The following is a 21,517-nucleotide window of genomic DNA, read 5'->3' as shown; positions in this document are numbered from 1 at the left end:
GCCGCCGGTCCGCCGGCACAATACACACGTGCCCGATGCCGTCCCGTCCTCCGCTTCAGTCTCCGCCCGCATGAGCCGCCAGGGCTCTCGTGACACAACTCAGGAGCTGGCAGTTCGACGACTGCTGCACACCTCGGGCATGCGTTACCGCGTGCACGTCCCGGTACCCGGCATGCCCCGCCGCACGATCGACATTGTCTTCCCCAAGTACAAGGTCGCGATCTTCCTCGACGGCTGCTTCTGGCACGGCTGCCCTCAACACGCGACCCATCCCAAGGCCAATGCGGAGTGGTGGCGGGCCAAACTCGACAAGAACATGGCCCGCGACAGGGAAACGACCGAGGTTTTGCGGGCGGCGGGCTGGACGGTTCTCCGGTTTTGGGAGCACGAGGTGCCCGGCGACGTGGCGAACGCGGTCAGGGCCACCGTCCTCGAGTCAAGGTCACGTAGCTGAACACTCAGGCCCGCCGAGAAGGTACGCGGATCCGCCCGGGACGCTTCCGTAACCTATATGAGGGAGATGCAGTGGGGAGGCTGACTTCGGTCGACGTCTGCTCCGGAGCGGGAGGACTCGCGCTGGGCCTGGAGCAGGCGGGGTTTGATCCTGTCCTTCTCCTCGACAGGAACAGACAGGCCTGCGAGACCCTTCGGCACAACAGGCCGTCATGGAATGTCCTCGAAATGGACCTCCTGGATTTCGATCCGCTCGAGCAACACCAAGTGAGCTACGACGTGGACCTCCTGTCCGCCGGTCTGCCTCGCGTCAAGTCCTCGGCCACCACAAAACGAGTGGAAACGGGACTGGAGCTCCGCCTCCTCGAAGCCACCATCTACCTCGCCCACGCCGTGCGTCCGCGGGCTCTGCTGATCGAGAACGTGCCGGAGCTGGTGGACGGCGCTGCCTTCGAGGAGGTGCGCGACTTCATCCGGCAGGAGCTGCTGCACCTCGGCTACGGACTCCAATGGTTCGTGGTCAACGCCGCCGATTTCGGTATCCCACAAGATCGAAAGCAAGGCGTACTCGTAGCCCTGCAACAGCCGTTCTCCGACAAGTTCCTCCCACCGGAACCCACCGCGGGCCGACAGCTCACCGTGGGTGAGGCCCTGCGCGACTCGATGTCGGCACGTGGTTGGACCGAGGTCGAGGAGTGGGTGAGACAGGCAAACCGCGTGGCACCCACTCTCGTGGGCGGCTCCGAGAATCGCGGGGGCGCAGACCTCGGGCCCAGCGGAACGAAAAAGGCCTGGGCCCGTATGGGCATCAACGCCGGCGCGTTGAGCGATGAGGTGCCGGGGCGGGACGGGACCCAGGAGTCGGACACGTCCGGCTCCCCGCTCAAGAAGATCACGGTCGACCAGGCGGCCATACTTCAGGCCTTCCCCGTGGACTGGATCATCACGGGGAGGAAGACGTCGAAGTACCGGCAGATCGGCCACGCCTCCCCTCCGCCGGTGGGTGAGGCGCTCGGCCGGATCATCGCGCAAGCACTTCGTTCCTGAACGTTGAAATCCCAGGTCGGGCCAGAAGTCGCGGGTTCTCGAGCAGCCGCATGGTACACGCGGTGCGCACCACCTGCCGCCGGCTACACTTCCACCTCATGACCCGAGCACATCATCCGGACGCGAGCCAGGATGCACCCGAGATCGTCGACCTCTTTGCGGGGCCGGGTGGCCTGGACATCGCCGCTGAGATGCTCGGAGTCCCCGCAATCGGTGTCGAGTGGGAGCAGTCGACTCGCGCGACCCGGAACGCGGCTGGTCTACGGACCACCGCGATCGGTGACGTGGCAAAAGTGAATCCGCTCGATCCGGAGGTCCGCTCCGCCCGCATCCTCACCGGAGGCCCGCCCTGCCAGACCTACTCGGTGGCGGGCAATCGGGAGGGGCACAAGGCCCTCGACGAGGTGACGGACCTGGCTCAGCTCGTGGGCGAAAGCGCGACCGTTGAGGAGTTGGAGAAGGCCTGGGCGGAGGTGGAGCGGAGAGCCGTCGAACTGGAATGGGCCGATGAGCGCACCGGGCTCGTGCTCCAACCCCTGCGATGGATTGTCGAGAAGAAGATCAAGTCCGAGCCCTACGAGGTAGTGGTACTGGAGCAGGTCCCCACTGTCCTTCCCGTGTGGAAGAAGTACCGCGAGATCCTTCGCGAACTCGAGTACGACGCCGAGTGCGAGATCCTGCACACCGAGGAGTACGGGGTCCCGCAGACACGTCGCCGTGCGGTGCTGATCGCCCGTCACCGGGGAGACGGCAGAGGCCGAACTGTCGAGTTCCCGCCGGAGACACATCAGCGCTATCGCAAGGGCGCCAAGCGCCTTTCCCCAGTGCAGGAACCCACATCGCCGGTCTCCACCCTCCGGCAGAGCTCGCTCTTCGACGCCCCCGCCTCCCGATCGGTGAAGCCATGGGTCTCCATGGGTGACACGCTCAAGGACTCGCGTTCCACGGACTTCGTCGTCCGCTCCAATTACGGGTCGGGTGGTGACCCCAAGAACCGAGGACTCCGCGCCTCCGACGCGCCGGCGGCCACGGTCACCGGCAAGGTGCGCCGCAACACCGTGCACGACCTCAAGGGCTACAACGCGGACGGCGAGCCTGAACTGGGTCCGGAACAGGACCGTTTCACGTTCCGTGAGGCCGGACTGCTGCAGACCTTTCCGGTCGAGTACCCGTGGCGAGGCGCCGATGTCGCGCAGCAGATCGGCAACGCGATCCCGCCGCTCTTGGCCGTGCACGTGCTGTGCGCGGCCCTGGGGCTGGACGAGAACCGCAAGGAACGGGCGATCGAGGCACTGAAATCCTGGCGCCCACCCGCTCTGTAGGTCGCAGCCCTGATCAGACCTCCTCCGGGGCCTCCTCGCTCGCATCCCTCCCACGAACGGGCGCGTCCGCGAACAGCTCCGCGAAGTAGTCCGCCAGGCGCTCCACCGCATCCTCGGGGGCGCGCTCCTCGGCAGGCCCGGCAGGGAGGGGGCGGTGGTGCACGGCAAGGCCCATCTCACCCTCGTCGATCCACCTCTGCACGACCCCGGCGTCCCGCTCGACGTCCGGCGCGATCACGTCGTACATCAGGGTCGCAGCCGCTGTGTTGACGACCTTGGCCAGGGCGTTCGTTTCACGACCCGTCCGCACGACCTCCCGCTTCAGCAACCGGACCAGCGCCTGGGCCGTGGGCCGGTGGTCGACGACGTCCAGTCTCAGCACGGTGTTCAACATGTCCTGGTTGCCGCAGGCGGTGACGACCGGTTCGTAGTCGGGCCCGTTGCGGAACAGTTCGGCCGACCACCAGAGTCGGGCGAATGCCTGCTTGTAGTGGGGGCCCTTGAAGTACCGGGCGCTGACGGTCCTGCTCGACTCGGAAAGGTGTCGCCAGACCACGAAGTCGGGAGCGGCTCCGAGGGCCAGGTAGTTCCACAGCGCAGGGTCGGCGGCCTCCACGCGCGTCAGGCGAAGCACCGCGTGCAGACGGGGCGCGAGCCAGGCGTCCACCTTCGTCGGCTTGTCGTCCCGATAGATGTACATCGCGTCGTCGATCAGGTCCCGTATGACGCGAAGTCGATGACGAGGGCTCTCGGGCAGCGGCTCGGCGGCCTGATTGAGGGCGATCGCCGGGACGTTGTCCTTCCCGGACAGCAGCCCGTCCGTGATGAACCTCGCCGCTTCCTCGTCTGCGAGGCGAGACAGGTACTCGGGCAGGTGCTCTGGGCTCTCCGTCATGCCTCGTCCTCACGCTTGAGCTTGTCCAGACCTCGTACTGTCTCCGAGAGCGCCCTGGCCACCTCGGCCCTTCGCATCGCCGCGTATTGGATACGCGGCTGCAGCTCGGTCCATCCCGTCACACCCACACGACGTCGGTGCACCTCACGCAGGGCGTCCTCCAGACTCCGGTCGGGCACGACGTCGGGCAGCATCTCCCTGAGCACCTCGCCCTGCCACCCGTGCGGGAAAAACGGAGTGCCGTCGTCCTCGATCTCCAGGTCGCCGATCGCCGAGTGGAACACGGCGATCCACACGTCGGCGGCCATCTGGGAAACCAGCAGCTCGTTGACCAGCCCCTCGGGACCCCGTCCCTGGGCACCGAGGACATCCGTCATGCCCTCGAAGTCGGTGTTGATGTGCACTGTGGGCAGCCTCCCCGATGCGTTGACGATCCACGGGGCATCGGTGAAGTTCTGCAGCCAGCGCGGCCCCTTGGTGAACCCGACTTCCTGGATGTCGAAGCTCTGCTCCCTTGTCGGGGTGTCGCTCCTCACGTCGATGACCCAGTCGTCGGAGGCCTCCGCGATGATCCGGCCGGGCACGCCGTCGACCGTCGCGATCACCTGGACCGTCAAGGTTGCGCGGTCGAACAGGTCGGCGCGCAGAACCTGCAGTTCACCGCGCCACTCACGACCGCCCTCGGCCTCGGGGGCGAGTTTGGAGGTGACGCGGGTGTTGGTCGCCCGGTCGGTGAGCACTGCGACCACCGCGACGTCGGACCAAGGGCCGCCCGGCTCGGTGGCCTTCGACGGAATCGACGCCGACACGGTCAGTGTGGCGACCTCCCAGTCCTCCGTCTCCGCGAGGCCGAGCGCAACAGCACGCTCGACCACGGAGCGCGCACGGGAGTCGAGCTGCTCGCGGGGCTGCTCGGCCGCCTTGACTCTCGCCGCGTCCACCCGCAGGGAGACCGTTCCGCGCAGGCGCGGGTACGGGAAGACCTTCATGACAGCGACTCCCCTTCACCGACGCGGAGTTCGACGACGAGACCGCTCAGGCTCGTCCTGACGGCGTGGGTCGTGGGATCGGTCACTCCGCGGAACGTCGCGGTGCGTGCCTCGTCGAAGCGCAGCGTTCCGTCGACCACTTGGCAGTTGTCCACTCCGACCAGTTCAGCCCATTCGATCGTGGGACGCGGCCCGGAGCGCACGTCGAACTTGGCCACGGGGGTGAGCCGCCAGGCGTGGCCGCCGGCGGGGATTTTGATCTCGCCGATCACCTGCCAGGCTCCGCCGTCGATCACCTGAGCGTCCAACTCCTCCAGCACCGGCAGCGTCGCCGCCGAGAGCCTGCGTGTCTTCTTGACCGCACCGACGGTCAGCTTGTTTGCCAGGCGCCCGCCCCCGGCCTTGGCCCGCTTCTTGGGACGGGCCACCAGTTCCTTGATCGCCGCGTTGGTCTCCCGGGTGAGGGAGGCGATACGCCGATATGCAGAGGGCGAATAGGTGAGGGTCAACTCCTCTGTCTGGCCCCACTTGTTGTGCTCCGGCGGCTCGGCGGCACGCAGGAACTCCTCAGCCTCGGAGGCGAACGGGGCCCGTGGGCCCGCGGCGTCGCCGGCCAGGAGCACAGCCTGGAAGGGGTTGACGGACAACGGCAGACCGGGAACGGCGACGTCCCGCACGGTCATTCGGTTGCCGCGCATCGCCGCGACACGATTCGGCCTGCCGTCGGCGTCCTCCGCATCCGTCACCAGGAGCACTGCGCGGTGCTCCCCCAGAGACGCACGTCCACTCCCCCGCGCAGGCAGGTTGAGAGGCACGGTGACCGCGGCCACCTGGCCGGCTTCCGTGAGCTGTTCCACGGTCGTACCGTCGAGGAACGCCTTCAGAGCGCGTGTGCGGGACGGTTGGGTGTCCGTCGGGTCAACGCGCTTCTCCGCAAGGACCACCTCGCCGTTGCGTAGAGTACGCACCGAGGCCTCCAGCAGAGGAAGTTGGTCTCCACCGCCGGTCATCGCGGCCCAGAAGTTCTTGCCCAGGGCCCGCACGAGCCTGTGATGCATCCGTTGGATGCTGTCCTCGTCCTCGCCCTCGTCGGCGTCGGCCGCAGGGCTGTCGTCGGCGAGGCTCGCCACGTCGTGGGCGCCCACGATCAGGAACGAGGTGCCGGGTTCACCGCTCTCGCGCTTCAGGTGGAGGGCCTCGACGGCCTCCTCGTCCGCCCACCAGGAGCGCGCCACGGCCGCACCCGGTGAGTCGGGGTCGGGCCGGCCCAGCCACGCCGGCCCGGCCCACGGCTTGCCGTGGACCTGACGCCACGGCAGGTCGAGGCGCCCGACGAGGCGACGCTCGGTCCGCCCCTCGTGCGGTTCGGACAACGTTGAGTTCATGAGCACAAGTCCCAAGCGGCTGGTGGCCCACAGCGTCGCCTTGCCCAGGCCGTACGAACCGCCCGCGGAGGTACCGGACTTGTGGCTGTCGAGCTGACGTCTGACCACCGCGGCGAAGCGGCCGTCGCCGTAATCGTCACCCGTGAGCCCCGCGGCGTTGTAGTCGTCCACGCGCAACAGCACGAGACGGTCGTGTTCATACATGTCCCGCAGGCCGGCGTCGATGACCCGGCCGACCTTCTGCTCCTGCGCGGCGGCCGCCTCGTAGTGGGGGAAGAGGTCGTCCCATTGGATTGCCTCCCGGAACCGCGCGAGCGTCTCACCGGTGAGTTCGTGCAGGGTGTAACGCACCCGCACTGGTTGGCCGTTGACGGCGAGCCGCTCGTCGAGGCTGTTCTGACACGTCTCTCGGGCCAGCACCGACACGTCCGCGTCGAAGGCGAACGCGGCGGCGTTGCCCAACTCCCGCCCACCGTCGGCATGTCCCGGACGGTGGTACCAGCCGACGGGGAGGCCGGCCTGGGTGTCGGTCGTGCGGGTGTGCACCGTCGCCAGATCGGTGTTCAAGGCCGCAGCGATTCGCTCGATCGTCTCGGGTCTGGGGGCGGCTCGCCCGGTGATCCACGCCGAGACCGCCGCACGCGTCACGTCGACCGTCTGCGCCAGCTCGGTCTGGGTCATGTCGGCAAGCTTCAACTGCCGGGCCAGCCACGGACCGAAGTCCTCGCCTGCTTCCACGGTCACCTGCTCTCGGATCCTGCGCCACTCACGTCGGACAAGAAGGCCCACCATACCCACGTCTTTGACAGCGCACCTCCTGTCAAACAACCTTTGACACCCATTTCTGACCGTCAGAGCGTGACTCCAGTCGACATCTGCCCAACTTTACTCATCTTGCCCCGATTCCCCTCGTCGATCAAAAGTCCTCTCGAACCCCCTTGCGCACCGTCGGCACGGCCGGGTACGGTCCTGCCCAGCGGCCCCACCCGTCTCGGAAGAAACAATTCTCCGAAACCTTGGTAGAAGTGTGCCGCTTTCCTATTGGCAGTTTTCAGCGGCTCACAGGCAAGGGCGTGCCGACCTGTTTCCACACGCCTCATTGCATTTCCCAATCCCTCATGCGCGATTCTCGCCGAACGTATTGTCATGCCCTTAACGAGGCCGGTATTCCACTTCTCCGAAGTCGCGCCGACACCCTCGGGAACCACCGTCACCACAACTGCGTCCGTGTCATCACCCGCACATGCCAAGGCGCCTGACCTCTTGTCAGTCACCAGGTCATTCACCAGGATCGGAGTCCTGTGCCTTCCGAACTGACCCCCGTGCTCAAGACCGTGGTCGATCAGTCCTCCCGCGTTCTCAAGACGTATGCCGTCGATCCAGGGCTCATTCCGGAGCACGCGAACGGAGAAAGGCGGATCACCCAGGGTGGATACGGCGATCGACAGCTCTTCGAACTCGTCCAGAACGCCGCAGACGAAATCGCCGCCGAGCCCGGCGGCTCCGCCCACGTCGTTCTGACGGACACGCACCTGTATTGCGCGAACGAGGGGACGCCCGTCACCCCTGAAGGTGCCGAGACGATTCTCCGGATGAGTATGTCGCGGAAACGCGGTGGCCAGATCGGACGCTTCGGGGTCGGCGTGAAATCCGTGCTCGTCGTGACCGACGCGCCGCAGTTCTTCAGCCGTGACGGCAGCTTCGGCTTTGATCGCGAGTGGGCTCAGGCGCAGATTCGTTCCGTCCCCGAGGTCGCGGCCCGCCTTGGCGAGACCTTCGAGACTCCGGTACTGCGCATGGCCCGCCCGCTGGACGACGCCGCCGAGCGCGCCGCCGACTCCGTGCTGGACGAACTTCTGAACTGGGCCACCACGGTCGTTCGTCTCCCGCTGCTCGACGGCGCCGCCGATCGGCTCGGCCAGGACATGCACGGGGGGCAGTCGACCGGCAGCCGTGAGGAGTTCCCGGTCGGATTCCAGCTCTTCTCGCCGCACGTGGCCAAGGTGATCCTGGAGGACCGTCGTCCGCGCCCTGTCGTGCGGCGGACCCTCACGGTCGAGCGTGACCAGGAGCTGCACACCGTGCGTGAGGAACGCCCCGGCCGGCACCCGTCGGCCTGCAGCTGGCGGGTGTTCACGCTCCACCACGAGCCGACCTCCGCTGCCCGGTCGAGCGCTGGGGAGCTGCACGACCGAGTCTCCCTCGACATCTCGTGGGCCGTGCGCGAGTACGAGAAGGACTCCACCACCGGGCTCATGTCCACCCCGAAGGGGCGGGGAAGGTTCTGGTCGTTCTTCCCGACCAAGTACGAGATGACGCTGAGCGGGATCCTCAACGGAGCGTGGAAGACGAACGAGGACCGGCAGAACCTGCTGGACTCCTCCCCGTTCAATCAGGAGATGATCCGGGTCGCCGCCCGACTGGTGGTCGAATCCCTGCCCGGACTGACGCACGCCGAGGACCCGGCCGCGTACCTGCCGCTGCTTCCGGGGCGCTCCCGTGACTCGGAAACCGTCAGCTGGGCCGACCGCTACCTCACCGAGAACATCTGGAAGGCAACCGCCCACTGCCCGTCCCTACCGGACCAGGACGGCCAACTGCGCCTGCCGCGCGACCTGAACATCCATCCTCCGCTGGGCAAGGACAACAAGTCGCTGGTCCGCTGGCTGACCATGTGGAACTCGTACCCCGGCCGACCCACGAACTGGCTGCACCCGTCCGTGGAGGCCACGGATCTCCGGGCCGGCAAGGTGGAGCACATCCTCAAGGCCGCCAGGCGCGAACGCGCATCGGTACGGGAGTGGTTGGAAGCACTGGTCGCCGACGGCGCTCCCGAGGCGTCCGCCACGGCCATCCGTATCGTCGCCGACATGGTCCAGTCGTCCTCGCCGCACGCGAACGACGCCCGGACCGCACGGATCGTGCTGACCGAGGAGCACGGCATGGTGGCTCCGGTCGTCGGCAAGGTGTTCCGCCGCACTGATCAGGACGGACTGCGTGAGTCCCTCGTGTACGTCGACACCGCTCTGTCCGAGGACCCGTCCCTCGCGAGCGTCCTCGGCGTGCTAGGCATCCGCGATGCCGACGTCCGAGGCCGCTTCGTCAGCGTCCTCGAACAGGGCTTCACCGCGTACGGACCGCAGGATTGGACCCGGTTCTGGGAACTGTTCCACCAGGCCGGCAGCAGCCATCTGTCGCACGAGGTGATCCGGCGCGTGCCCGACCCGCGATCGACGCTGTACGTGCGTACCGCGGACGGGAGCTCCCGACTCATGCGGGACTGCTTGCTGCCCGGCCCGGTCGTGACGGCGGAGTCGGACCCCTCCACCGCCGTCGACGTCCGGTTCCACTCCGACGACATGTCCTTCTTCCGCGAGGTGGGATTGCGCGACCGGCCCTCGGGGGGACACCGCCCCGAGCGGGAGCCGTGGTTCGAGCAGTACCGCGAGGCCATGCACGAGGCATACTGCTCGACGCTGCCCAACCAGGCGGCCCGCCCGACGCTCGCCCGGATCAAGTTGGAGGGCGCCGCGGTCGGCGGACCGTTGCACCTGCTGCCCGCGCTCTCGAACGTGGCACGAGCCAACTTCCTGAAGGTGCTCCCCGAGGACGCACTCATCGACAACTGGACGCTGCAGGTGGGGGCGCAGGTCAGCACCCGCCAGGCCGTGGCCTCGCCCATGCGTTGGATGCTCAAGCAGCACGGTCTTGTCCCGACCTCGCAGGGAGTCCGCCCCCTCGCCGAGGCGGTCGGACCTCAGCTCTCCGCATACAGCGGTGTCCTGCCTGTCGCGCAGATCAGTGCCGAGAAGGCCCGCAAGCTCCGTCTGGCCACGAGTGTCGACGAGGTGCCCGGTTCCTTCTGGGAGCAGCTCGTGGAGAAACTCCAGCACAGCGAGGACGACGTGTTCGTCGGCAACACGTACGTTCTTCTGACGCGTCTTGAGGTGGCCTTTCCCGACGACTCACTCACAAGGTGTCGCATCGGTGACGAGTGGGGCACGCGGCCCGACGGCGAGATAGCTGTCGCCTCGTCGCACGAGGAGTACCGGGAGTTGCGTTCCGAGGGGCAGCCCGCCCTCCTGGCCGCGTCGGCGGACGACGCCGCGCTGCTGGTCAAGCAGTGGGGGATGCTCCCGTACGCCGACGTGATCAGTCGCGAGACCCGACACGAGCCTGCCGGCGAGCCGATCCCGCTCAAGGAGGCCTACCCCACCTTGCGACAGGTGCACGGCTCGAAAGTGGACCAGTACTCGCTGCAGCGGTGCAAGGTCCTCGAAGAGGTGAAGCGCACCCCCACGGGCATGCATCCCACGACGCTGAGCAGCAGCCTCCAGGGGTCGACAGTCCTCGTGCTGGAACCCGCCGACCGGCTTGACGCCCTGATGGCCGTGGACCGGGAACTACGTTGGCGCATGGGCGCAGTCGGGTGTCGGCAGGTTCTCGAGGCTCAGCAGCGTCAGGAGGAGGACCAGAAGGTCCAGAGCACGCTGAAGGCCGTGCGTGACGCCGACGACGTGGTGGACAAGCTCCTGCTGCTGTTGGGTGCAGAGACCTTGCGCGACCGCCTGCCGGCCGGGCTCATGGACGGAGAGCGTGCGGAGAACGGCGACGCCGAGCCCGACGACCGGCGCATCGCGCAGATGGCGGTCAACGCGCACGGAGACAGCGTTCTGCAGGTGCACGCCCGTGACCTGCAGAGCCGCTGTCCGAGCCATGCCCCGTCGTCGTTCACCGGTGCGTCCAGCGCGGTGGCGTTCGTTGCGGAGTACGGGTTTCCGGACGCCTATGCCGGATTCCGGGCGCCGTCCCTGGATCCACGGATCGACGTGGACGGACCGCGCCACTTTCCGCGGTTGCACGACTACCAGGAGCGGCTGGCCGCCAACGTCTTCACCATGCTGGACCGGATTGTCCCGCAGCGTGGCATGCTGTCCCTGCCGACCGGTGCGGGCAAGACGCGTGTCACCGCAGAGGCCGTGATCCGCTGGGTGAAGCAGGTGGGCCGGCTCGACGGGCCGATCCTGTGGATCGCCCAGACCGAGGAGCTGTGCGAACAGGCTGTACAGAGCTGGAAGTTCGTCTGGGAGAAGGTCGGCGCGGATGCACCGCTGGCGATCAACCGGCTGTGGTCGACGAACGAGGCGGGCCCGGTCATCGACCGCCCCCAGCTGGTCGTCGCTACGGACGCCAAGCTCCAGCAGCCGAACTGTCTCGCCGCCGACGCCTACTCCTGGCTGCGTGATGCCGCCCTGGTCATCGTCGACGAGGCGCACACCGCCATCACTCCCCGCTACACCGAGATCCTGACGCATCTGGGACTGACGGCCTCCCGTACCGACTGCCACCTCCTCGGGCTCACCGCCACGCCGTTCCGCAACACCAACCAGGACGAGACGCGCCGGCTGGTCAAGCGCTTCGGTGGCCGACGTCTGGACGAAGGTGTCTTCGCGGGCGACGACGCGTATGCCGAGCTGCAGGCTCTCGGCATGCTGGCGCAGGTGGAGCACCGTCTGTTGCAGGGCGGCACGATCACCTTGACCCGCGAGGAGAAGGAGCGCGCCGAGCAGTTGAGCATTCTGTCGCGTGCGGCGGAGCAGCGTCTGGCCGACGACCACGACCGCAACAAGCGGATCATCGCCGAGATCTCGGACATGCCGAAGGACTGGCCGGTGCTGGTGTTCGCCACATCGGTCGACCATGCGAAGTACCTGGCCGCGAAACTGCGCGACCTGAAGATCACTGCCTCCGCCGTCGATTCCACCACGTCGGCCAACGACCGTCGCCGACGCATCGACGACTTCCGATCGGGCCGTACCCGTGTGCTCACCAACTACGGAGTCCTGACCCAGGGCTTCGACGCCCCCGCCACCCGAGCCGTCGTCGTCGCCCGCCCCGTCTACAGCCCCAACGTCTACCAGCAGATGATCGGGCGCGGCCTGCGCGGGCCTCTCAACGGCGGCGAGGAGACCTGCCTGATCCTCAACGTCCGCGACAACATCCAGAACTTCGACACCGGCCTCGCCTTCACCCAGTTCGAGCACCTGTGGAGCAGCAAGTGACCGACGCCTACGGCGACAGCCCTCCGCTCACTGACGAACAGCTAGCAGTGGTCGAACTCCCCTGGGATACCCGTCTCCTGGTCACCGCGGGAGCCGGGTCCGGCAAGACCCACACGGTCGTGAGGCGTCTCGACGCCCTGGTGGGACACGAGGATCCCGAGGAGGCACTGGAGGCGGGCGAGATCCTCGTCCTGAGTTTCTCCCGCGCGGCCGTCCGTGAGCTGCGGGACCGGATGGCCCGGCACGGCGACCGGGCCCGCAAGGTTCGGGTCCAGACCTTCGACTCGTGGGCGTACCAGCTCCTGGTGGGGGCCTACCCCGACGAGGAGTGGGCGGCCCGCAGCTTCGACGAGCGCATCCGCTCGGCCACGCGCGCCATCGAGAAGGGCGCGGTGGAGGGCGGCGAGCTGGGCGCTCCCTCTCATGTGGTGATCGACGAGGCGCAGGACCTGGTGGGTGACCGTCGGGACCTCGTGGAGGCCTTGCTCGACCGCTTCCAGCGTTCGTGCGGCTTCACCGTGGTCGGCGACTGCGCCCAGGGCATCTACGGCTTCCAGATCGACGACCCGACGGAGCGCGCCGGTGAGACCGATCGGTTCTTCCTCTGGTTGCGAGCGTCCTACGACGACCTTGTCGAACTGAGTCTGACCGAGAACTTCCGGGCGAAGAGCCCCGATGCCCGCGCTGCCCTCGACCTCGGCTCCCGCCTGCAAAACATGGCCGTCTCCCCCGGCGGCCAGGCGGCCGCGGCCGCGACGCTCCATGCCGAACTGCGCGACCGGCTGCTCGGCCTGCCGAATATCGGCGACCTTGCCGAAGGGTTCGCGTTGGGCGCGTTGCAGACGTTCCCCGACACCTGCGCGGTCCTGACCCGCGACAACCGTCAAGCGCTCGTCGTCTCGGAACTCCTGCACGAGCACGGGGTGGAGCACGCACTGAAGCGTTCGCTGCAGGACCGCCCTGTGCCGCACTGGGTCGCCGAATTGCTGCGTCGATCCGAGTCTCTGACTCTCACCGAGGCGCGCTTCCTGGAGCTGCTCGCGGCGATCCCATTGCCTTCGGGCGTGGAGCCCCAGCGCTGCTGGCGGTCGTTGCGTGCCGCAACTCGGCGCACCGGCCGCGGCAACGTCGACGTCGCCGCCGTGCGGCGCCTGGTGGCCGAGGGGCGTTTCCCCGACGAGCTAGGTGACCCCGAGACGGCTCGGTTGATCGTCTCGACTGTGCACCGGGCCAAGGGCCTGGAGTACGACCGGGTACTGCTGCTGTCACCTCCGTCCATCACCGAGTTGCAGAAGGCGCACGAGGATCTCGATGTGCCGGCCGAGGCACGGGCTCTCTACGTGGCCATGACGCGGACCCGCGAGGACCTGTACCACGTGACGGGCCCGGACACCGCCCGCATACGACGCCATCGCCCCACCAAACGCTGGTACCTGGGCGGCTGGAAAAATTATCAGCGCTACGGCATCCAGGCGACGTCCGGAGACATCCACCGTGAGGAGCCTCCCGGGTCGCACGACACGAACACGTCGGCTGCCGAGACACAGACCTATCTGCTGGAGCACATCAGGCCGGGCGACACGGTGGCGCTGCGGATGCGTCATCCGTTGCCCGTGGCACCGGACCAGAGCCCTCCGTACGACCTGGTCCACCGCGACCGGATCATCGGCGAGGCCTCGGAGCGCTTCCGCCGGGACCTGCACGCGGTGGAGACGATCTCGCGCTCGTGGAACGTGACATGGCCCGCCGAGATCGTCGGCCTGCGGGTGGACACGCTGGAGACGGTCGCAGGCAGCACGGCAGCCGGTGCCAACGCGGGGCTCGGCACCCACGGGGTGTGGATCGCCCCTCGGATCACCGGGATCGGAAAGTATCGACGCGGCGGAGGCGCCGGGGAGGAACAGGGATGACGCACGCGAGGAACCCGCACGGCGAGCACTACAGGGTCCGTGACGAACTGGTGGCCCGGCTCCGCCGCGAGCTTCTCGGACCGGAGGTCGAGGCCGGCGACGATCCGCACGAGGTGCTCACCCAGGACGCCCCGATCACCCGCTACCCGATCGGTGTGCTGTATCCGAGAGCCGCCGACCCCGAAACTCGCCAGGAGCAGCAGGGGCTCGCCGACGCGGAGGACGCTCTGGACGAGGCCCCTCAGCTCGGCACCCGAAGTTCCGAGGACGCCGGTGACTCCGTGGAGCCGCCCACCTCCGGTGACCGACGCCCGTCCGCCATGGGCCTGACGTTCGCCGTGGCGCCCGAGCTGTGCGCCGAGATCGTCGTCTCCGCGCGAGCCGCTGCCTACACCCCCGAGGACGCCGAAGGCCGACCGATGTCCGCTCGACGCGCCGAAGCACGGACCATCGGTGACCAACGCGAGCATTGGCGCCGCCGTGAACTGGAGCTGCCGGACACACATGTCGACATCACACGACCAGGTGTTCATGAAGAGGAGCTCGTTCCCGATGGAAAGGTGAAGCTGCACGTCCTCGTGCGGCGGACCGGTGCGTCCTCCGGCACTGTCACCGTCACGGTCACGGTCACTCTGATCAACGCAGAGGTCGTGAGCGAGCGCGACCTCCAGGACGCGTTCGCCCTGTTCCAGCCCGGCCTCCGAGTTCGGGCGGCCAACGGCGCGTCGGCCTTCGTAGAACGCCCGGCCGCTCTGTCCGCGGTCGATCCCGAACTGGCCACGAGCCGCTTGCTATACCGCCACGCCCCCACCTTCGCGGTGGGTCACGGATGCTCTGCCCACTGGGACTGGACGCCGCCACCGGTCGGTCTGACCGACATAAGGCCTGCCGCGATCAGCGAGATCCGATCCGAGTTCCTGCCCACGCACGAAGTGCTGCTGACGGACTCCAACCCGGAGATCGACAACTCGGCGCTCGGCATGCTCGGTCTCGCCGAGCGCCCCGACGCAGAGGTGCTTGCCGCGCTGCGCGGACTGGCCATCGGCTACAAGCAGTGGATCGAAGCCAAGACCGCGGAGGCAGCGGCGCTCACGGGAACCTCCTACGAGGAGCCTGCTCGCGTACAGCTCGATGACTGCCGCGAGGCACTGGACCGGATGCGCGGGGGGATCCGGCTCTTGGCGGACAAGCCGCAGGTCATGGAGGCCTTTCGGCTGGCCAACCGGGCCATGGCGGAGCAGCGTGCGCGCAGCGCCTGGGTGAAGGACGGCCGCACTGGTGAGCCGGATCTGTCGGCCCAGCGCTGGCGACCGTTCCAGATCGCGTTCATGCTGCTGTGTCTGAGCGGAATCGACGACCCGAACCATCCCGACCGCAAGGTCTCGGACCTGCTGTGGTTCCCCACGGGTGGTGGCAAGACCGAGGCCTACCTCGGCCTGATCGCCTTCACGACGTTCCTGCGCCGGCTGCGCCGCAAAGTCGATGGAGGAGGCGTCACCGTGCTAATGCGGTACACCCTGCGCTTGCTCACCCTTCAGCAGTTCGAGCGCGCCACGATCCTCATTTGCGCGATGGAGCGGATGCGCCGCAACGGCCCGGACCGACTGGGCGACGAGGGCATCTCGATCGGCATGTGGGTCGGCAAGTCGGCCACGCCGAACGACCTCGCGACGGCTGACAACAAGCTGGTCAAGCTCCGCGGAGGGCAGACCCTTCAGACGGAGAATCCGGTTCAGCTCCACGCCTGCCCCTGGTGCGGCACGGCCCTCGACGCCCACCACTACTTCGTGGATCAGGACGACGTCCGCATGGACGTGCGCTGCCCAGGCCCCGACTGCGACTTCGCCTCCGGTCTGCCGGTGCACCTGGTCGACGAGACCGTCTACAAGGCACGTCCGACCCTTGTCATCGCCACGGTCGACAAGTTCGCCTCCATGCCGTGGCGCAAGGAGACGGCTGCTCTGTTCAACCTGGACCGCAGGGATGACGCGACTCCACCACCCGAGCTGGTGGTCCAGGATGAACTCCACTTGATCTCCGGCCCGTTGGGCACGCTGACCGGCCTGTACGAGACGGCCGTCGATGCCCTTGCCGACCAGCCGAAGGTGATCGCCTCCACGGCAACCATTCGGCGCGCGGCCGAACAGGGGCGGCATCTCTTCGACCGGGACGTGCACCAGTTCCCCCCGGCAGGTCTGGACGCACGGGACTCGTGGTTCGCCGTGGAGACCGACCGTAGGATCAAGGCCAGTCGCCGATACGTGGGACTGCTAGCCCCCGGCACGAGCCAGTCGACCCTGCTCATCCGTACGTACGCCGCACTTCTCCACCAGGCCATGTGCACGGAGACCAGCGACGAGGTCCGTGACGCGTACTGGACACTGGTTGGCTACTTCAACAGCCTCCGCCTGCTGTCGGCCGCCGAGCTCCAGGTGAACGACGACGTCGAGGACTACCTGAGGCTCCTGGCCGACCGAGACGACACCGATGTGCGCCTCTCCAACCGATACTCGGAGCTGACGAGCCGGGTCGACGCGAGCCTGATCCCGGCCCGGCTCAAGGAGATCGAGAAGCGCTACCCGGACCCGGACGTCCGTGACGTCCTCCTGGCCACCAACATGATCGCCGTCGGCGTCGACGTCGATCGCCTCGGGCTCATGGCCGTGATGGGTCAGCCCCAGACAACTGCCGAGTACATCCAGGCCACGAGCCGTGTGGGCCGCGCGCATCCCGGCCTGGTCGCCGTCATGCTCAACTCGATGCGTCCTCGGGACCGCTCTCACTACGAAAGCTTCCTGCATTTCCATTCCGCGCTCTATCGCGAGGTGGAGTCGACGTCCGTGACACCGTTCTCCGCCCGGTCCCGCGACCGCGGTCTGCACGCCGTGGTGGTGGCCCTGGCCCGCATCCTCATCCCCGAGGCCCGTGAGGACGATGCCGCCGGCCGGATCGACACGTACGCGGATCGCCTGTCCGCGGAGATCAAGCCGTTGCTGACGAGCCGCGTGTCCAAGGTCTCCCCCGAGGAGCTGGAGGCCACCTCCGACGCCTTCGACGAATTCGTCGAGCGTTGGAAAAAGATGGCCGGCGCATACGGCGGACTGCTGTACGCGCCCCGCCGTGGCGATCCCACCCCCGCCTTGCTCAAGTCGTTCGACGATGAGTCCGAGGGCGCCGGCGCCTGGTCCACGTTGTGGAGCCTGCGAGACGTCGACGCCGAGTCCGCTCTCTTCATGGAGGCCTCCCGATGACCCCGCCCCCCGGACGACGCAGCCGTCGGACCCCCGGCACAGCGGCCGCACCGCGACTCGCCTTCCCCCGCCGCGGCTCGGTCCGCCGTTCTCAGATGATCACCACGTACGGCGTCGGATCGCTCATCGCCGTCGACAACGAATCGTTCATCGTCTCCGGCATCGACGAGGCCCACCGGAGCTGGTCCCTCGAAGAGGCCCCGACCATCCACGAGCACCGGCTCGCCCGCGTCCTGGGTGTGAGCAACTTCAGGCTGCCCCCGGCATCCGAGGACACCAGTAAGGACGGGGTCCGCGTCCGACGCTTCCCTCTGTGGCACTCGTGCCCGAAGTGTCAGTCCCTCCAGCATGTGCGTGGTTTCAACCCGCCCGTCGGCAAGAACGTCTGCACCGACTGCGACGACGAGCCGCTCGTGCCGTCCCGATTCGTCGTGGCCTGCAAGGACGGGCATCTGGACGACTTCCCGTACTGGAAGTGGCTGCACCGCAAGAATCGCGACGAAGGCGCGACGGGCCGCTGCGGCGGGCAGCTGGGTATGCGCTTCTCCGGGCAGAGCGCCTCGCTGCGCTCGATCCTCATCTCGTGCACCTGTGGTGTGCCGGAGGTGTCCATGGAGGGTGCCTTCCGCCGCTCGGCGCTGACCGACCTCGATGTGCGCTGCGAAGGCAGGCGCCCCTGGTTGGAGGGGGCACCTGCCGAGTTCTGCAAGCAAGCGCCACGTACGCTTCAGCGCGGTTCGTCGGCCGTCTGGCAGCCGGTGCTGAAGTCCGCGCTGTCCATCCCGCCGTGGAGCGACGGCCTCGCCGACAAACTGACGGACCACTGGGAGAATCTGCGCACGCTCGGAACCCGCGAGAAGATCGAGATCTATCTCATGGGGGCGTTCAAGGGCGACGACGCCGTCTCGGTCGACGCCGTCATGGAGCTGTTGGAGGCCGAGCAGGAGGAAGACCCGACCCCGGAGGGCGGCTCGGACACCCCTTCGGCCAGTCGATACCAGGCGCTGCGCCGCCAGGAGTACGAGCGACTCTGTTCGGGTAACGAGCTGCGGGACAAGGGGCGTGACGAGCAGTTCATCTGCGAGCCGCCGGTCTCGGACCCGGCCGCCCTCGATCCGTTCGGCGTCAGAAGTCCGATGCTGGTCAAGCGCCTCCGGGAGGTACGGGCGCTCAAGGCGTTCACTCGCGTCGCTGATCCGGAGTCGAGTTCCGAGGGGCACGAAGCGGCCCTGTCCCTGACTCCGACGGACTGGCTCCCGGCGATGGAGGTCCACGGCGAAGGCGTCTTCGTACGCCTCGACGAGGGCCTGTTGGACGAGTGGGCAGAGTCCGTCGCGGCTGCGGGCCGTGTGGATCTCATGCGCACCAACCACGAACGCATACTCAGGGAACGGTCCGCCGACGCCGCGGACGTGCCGCCCTCGCCTGCCACGCCCCGCATGGTGCTGCTGCACACCCTGGCGCATGTGCTGATCAACGAGTGGAGTCTGGACGCCGGCTATCCGGCAGGGGCACTGCGCGAGCGCCTGTACGCGGACGCCGGCATGTCCGGCTTCCTCATCTACACGGCGACCAGCGACTCCGCCGGCAGTCTCGGCGGCGTGGTGGCCCAGGGCGAGCCCGACCGCCTCGCCGAGGCGCTCAGCTCGGCGCTGAAACGCGCCTCCTGGTGCTCCGTCGATCCGCTGTGCATTGAGACAGGGTCCTCCGGTCCCGGTGGCACGAACCTGGCCGCCTGCCACGCCTGCGCGATGCTCCCCGAGACCAGCTGCGAGTACAACAACATCCTGCTCGACCGCGCACTGCTCGTCGGCACCCCGGATGATCCGCACTTGGGCTTCTTCTCGGAGATCCTGGCCGGCTGAGGTCTGGTGGGCGGCGACGGCCGAGACAATGGGCTTCAAGCGTCGTCCTCCGCCTCGAAGTGCGTCTGCGCCCGGTCCAGAGCCCCGTCCGGATCGCACCCGTGGGCCCGAAGCCAGAGGAGGAGGTCGGCGATCACATCGATCGCCGCTTCCTCCGCCACGGCAACGCTCAGCGGACCGCCGCGGCGGAACCCGACTTCACGGGTGGCCATGCAGAGCCCGAGCAGGGCCTCGGCCCGCTCCACGCTGTCACCACCCACGTGTCCGCCCGCAGAAACCAGGCCGGTCTTCAGCTCGCACCATGTGACCTTGGAGTCGTCGTGCAGCACGACGCCCCACCGATCCGCGATCGTGTTGACCAGCGCCATGCCACGCCCCGACTCATCGTCCGCTTGGACAGCGAGCAGGGTGGGCAGCGCTCTTGGGTCGGGATCCCGCACCTCGATACGCAACCTGGTGCCGTTCATGGAGAACGCGAGCGTGGTCGGCGTCTGGCTCCCCACGTGGCGGATCACGTTGGTGACGAGCTCAGACACACACAGCTGGGCCGCATCAGCGATCGCAGGCAGACCCCAGAGCTCCAGATGATGACGAACGACGCGGCGAAGGCCGGCCAACTCCCTCGCCTCCACGGGGAACGGCAACTCCCAGGTCTTGCGCACCACTCCGATCGTGCAGACACCCGTTTCCATGAACCCTCCCGAAAGTCACACGACAGCCTTGGGTAGCCGCTTCCCAACCCAGAGTGACAGTGAAACTCTCAAAATGGAACTCTCACTTCACCTCATCGGTAGCGCGGGACGGCGCTGCACGCCCCGGGCGCACGCCGGCTTGCCTCGGCACCACGTCGCGTGCAAGCTCGGACGGACCGACACGAGGGGCCCTGAACATGGCAGTTGGACCGACAACCCGTAGGCGGCAACTGGGTGCGGACCTGAGGCGACTGAGGGAGCGCAAGGGGCTCACTCTCGAAGAGGCGGGAGCGCGGGTCGGAATCTCGAAGGCGACCCTGAGCCGCTACGAGACGAAGGAAGGCACCGTCAAGTGGCCGGCCGTCGACGCCCTCTGCCGCGAGTACGGTGCCACGGTCCAGGAGCGGGAGACTCTGGTCGAGCTGGCCAAAGGAGCGAAGATCCAGGGGTGGTGGCGGTCCCTGGCTGACCCGATCCCCGAGTCCATGAATCTCATGCTCACGCTCGAGGACGAGGTCGTGCGCGAGGACCACTACGCGTGCATGTACGTCCCCGGGTTGCTTCAGACGCGCCCGTATGCGGAAGCCGTCCACCGGGCCTCGGAGATGCGGTGCAGCGAGTCGGAGATCGCGCACATGGTCGACATCCGCATGAAGCGCCAGGAGCTGTTGACCCGCGAAGATCCGCCGCACATCTGGGCAGTGATCGACGAGGCGGTGATCCGACGCGCGGTGGGTGGACGGGCGGCCATGCGCGAACAGCTGGAACTCCTGCTCTCGCTCACGGACTCGCCCCATGTCACTGTGCAGATACTGCCGTTCGCCAGCGGCGCACACGCCGCGGCCGTGGGGAGTTTCGTGGTTCTTGGAGGCCCTGCCCCCGAACTGGACGTCGTGTATGTGGACATCATCGGAGGTGGGCTCTTCATGGAAAAGCCCGAGGAACTCGAACGCTATAAGTTGGCGTTCGACTACTTGCGTGCTCAGGCGTTGGACATCCCCTCGTCGGTCGCGCTCCTCAACCGGGTCTGCAGGGAGTTGTAATGGATCGCGACGACCTTCACTGGTTCAAGTCCTCGTACAGCGGAGGAAGCGGAACCGAGTGTGTGGAGGCCGCCTGGATGCCTGTCGGCACTGCCGTACGCGACAGCAAGAACCCGTGCCGGTCTCATCTTTCTTTCTCCGGCCCTGCCTGGGAGAACTTCGTTGATGCAGTCATCGAGGGCCATCTGATGTGACCGGGGTGCCGGTCGCGTGGCGTGCGTCGGCGACCTCACCGGCGCCACTCTGCCTGGATGTGCCTGGGCGCGGGACGACCAAGCCGCGGCCGTCCGTCGGCATGATGGTCCGCAGCAGCCGCGGCCCGCAACAACCGACCGAGGAGTACGTGAGCCTGATGACCGTATTCGCGACGCCCCCGAGCACCAATACTGCACCCAGCCACGGCGACGGATGGTTCAAGAGCAGTTACAGCAACGGGTCCGGCGGTGAGTGCGTCGAGGTTCACTTGGCCGCGTACAGCGCCTCAGTACGGGATTCCAAGCACAAAGGTGGCCCTCAACTACGCATCAGCGCCCCAGTTTGGACTCACTTCGCTTCGGCGGTTCGCGAGCAGCGACTCGGCTAGCACTGTCATCCTCGGAGAGC

General features: G+C 67.5%; 14 protein-coding genes. 10 read left to right on the top strand and 4 right to left on the bottom strand.

The genetic code is table 11. From position 1 onward, the window contains the following. Nucleotides 1-28: 28 nt before the first annotated feature. The 3 genes from ACZ4SA_RS11400 (at nt 29) to ACZ4SA_RS11390 (ending at nt 2,822) form a co-directional block, all read left to right on the top strand. Nucleotides 29-454, top strand: coding sequence for a very short patch repair endonuclease (locus ACZ4SA_RS11400; RefSeq protein WP_468272509.1), 426 nt, complete (start codon nt 29-31; stop codon nt 452-454). 71 nt (nt 455-525) lie between these two features. Continuing rightward, on the top strand, nt 526-1,500 hold the full coding sequence (locus ACZ4SA_RS11395; protein WP_468272507.1) for a DNA cytosine methyltransferase: 975 nt from the start codon (nt 526-528) through the stop codon (nt 1,498-1,500). Nucleotides 1,501-1,598: 98 nt separating this feature from the next. Continuing rightward, complete coding sequence (locus tag ACZ4SA_RS11390) at nt 1,599-2,822, top strand: DNA cytosine methyltransferase (protein WP_468272504.1); 1,224 nt, start codon at nt 1,599-1,601, stop codon at nt 2,820-2,822. A gap of 13 nt (nt 2,823-2,835) precedes the next feature. Here the strand turns inward: ACZ4SA_RS11390 and ACZ4SA_RS11385 are convergent, their stop codons facing one another. Genes ACZ4SA_RS11385 through ACZ4SA_RS11375 form a run of 3 tightly spaced genes read right to left on the bottom strand, consistent with a single transcriptional unit; the run spans nt 2,836 to nt 6,829 of the window. Next, complete coding sequence (locus ACZ4SA_RS11385; RefSeq protein ID WP_468272503.1) at nt 2,836-3,717, bottom strand: DUF6339 family protein; 882 nt, start codon at nt 3,715-3,717, stop codon at nt 2,836-2,838. After that, nucleotides 3,714-4,706, bottom strand: coding sequence for a hypothetical protein (locus ACZ4SA_RS11380; RefSeq protein WP_468272500.1), 993 nt, complete (start codon nt 4,704-4,706; stop codon nt 3,714-3,716). The genes ACZ4SA_RS11385 and ACZ4SA_RS11380 overlap by 4 nt, the downstream gene beginning before the upstream one ends. Further along, complete coding sequence (locus tag ACZ4SA_RS11375; protein ID WP_468272782.1) at nt 4,703-6,829, bottom strand: helix-turn-helix transcriptional regulator; 2,127 nt, start codon at nt 6,827-6,829, stop codon at nt 4,703-4,705. Before ACZ4SA_RS11375 ends, ACZ4SA_RS11380 begins: the two co-directional genes overlap by 4 nt. A 563-nt stretch (nt 6,830-7,392) precedes the next feature. On the opposite strand from ACZ4SA_RS11375, the gene ACZ4SA_RS11370 reads away from it, so the two are divergent. From ACZ4SA_RS11370 to drmB, 4 genes are read left to right on the top strand one after another with little or no spacing between them, the layout of a single operon-like run. Then, nucleotides 7,393-12,153 carry a DEAD/DEAH box helicase gene (locus ACZ4SA_RS11370; protein ID WP_468272498.1) on the top strand — a complete coding sequence of 1,587 codons (4,761 nt, stop codon included), beginning with the start codon at nt 7,393-7,395 and terminating at the stop codon, nt 12,151-12,153. Continuing rightward, nucleotides 12,150-14,063 carry a UvrD-helicase domain-containing protein gene (locus ACZ4SA_RS11365; RefSeq protein ID WP_468272495.1) on the top strand — a complete coding sequence of 638 codons (1,914 nt, stop codon included), beginning with the start codon at nt 12,150-12,152 and terminating at the stop codon, nt 14,061-14,063. The genes ACZ4SA_RS11370 and ACZ4SA_RS11365 overlap by 4 nt, the downstream gene beginning before the upstream one ends. Further along, nucleotides 14,060-17,314, top strand: a complete 3,255-nt coding sequence (locus ACZ4SA_RS11360; RefSeq protein WP_468272493.1) for a helicase-related protein — start codon at nt 14,060-14,062, stop codon at nt 17,312-17,314. Before ACZ4SA_RS11365 ends, ACZ4SA_RS11360 begins: the two co-directional genes overlap by 4 nt. Beyond that, nucleotides 17,311-19,179 carry a DrmB family protein gene (gene drmB, locus ACZ4SA_RS11355; RefSeq protein ID WP_468272491.1) on the top strand — a complete coding sequence of 623 codons (1,869 nt, stop codon included), beginning with the start codon at nt 17,311-17,313 and terminating at the stop codon, nt 19,177-19,179. The genes ACZ4SA_RS11360 and drmB overlap by 4 nt, the downstream gene beginning before the upstream one ends. A 35-nt stretch (nt 19,180-19,214) precedes the next feature. Here drmB and ACZ4SA_RS11350 read toward each other — a convergent pair whose 3' ends face one another. Next, nucleotides 19,215-19,844, bottom strand: coding sequence for an ATP-binding protein (locus tag ACZ4SA_RS11350; protein WP_468272488.1), 630 nt, complete (start codon nt 19,842-19,844; stop codon nt 19,215-19,217). Nucleotides 19,845-20,068: 224 nt separating this feature from the next. Between ACZ4SA_RS11350 and ACZ4SA_RS11345 the strand changes: the two genes are divergently transcribed. The 3 genes from ACZ4SA_RS11345 to ACZ4SA_RS11335 all read left to right on the top strand — a co-directional run bounded on the left by ACZ4SA_RS11345 (nt 20,069) and on the right by ACZ4SA_RS11335 (nt 21,497). Further along, on the top strand, nt 20,069-20,914 hold the full coding sequence (locus ACZ4SA_RS11345) for a helix-turn-helix domain-containing protein (RefSeq protein ID WP_468272486.1): 846 nt from the start codon (nt 20,069-20,071) through the stop codon (nt 20,912-20,914). Continuing rightward, entirely contained in the window at nt 20,914-21,108 is a 195-nt protein-coding gene (locus ACZ4SA_RS11340; protein WP_468272483.1) for a DUF397 domain-containing protein, read from the top strand. Before ACZ4SA_RS11345 ends, ACZ4SA_RS11340 begins: the two co-directional genes overlap by 1 nt. A 101-nt stretch (nt 21,109-21,209) precedes the next feature. Beyond that, nucleotides 21,210-21,497 (top strand): DUF397 domain-containing protein, encoded by a 288-nt coding sequence (locus tag ACZ4SA_RS11335; RefSeq protein WP_468272481.1) that lies wholly within the window; start codon nt 21,210-21,212, stop codon nt 21,495-21,497. The last annotated feature ends 20 nt before the right edge of the window (nt 21,498-21,517 follow it).

Source organism: Streptomyces sp. NPDC027962 (assembly GCF_055566095.1).
This window is presented reverse-complemented; position numbering and strand designations above follow the sequence as displayed.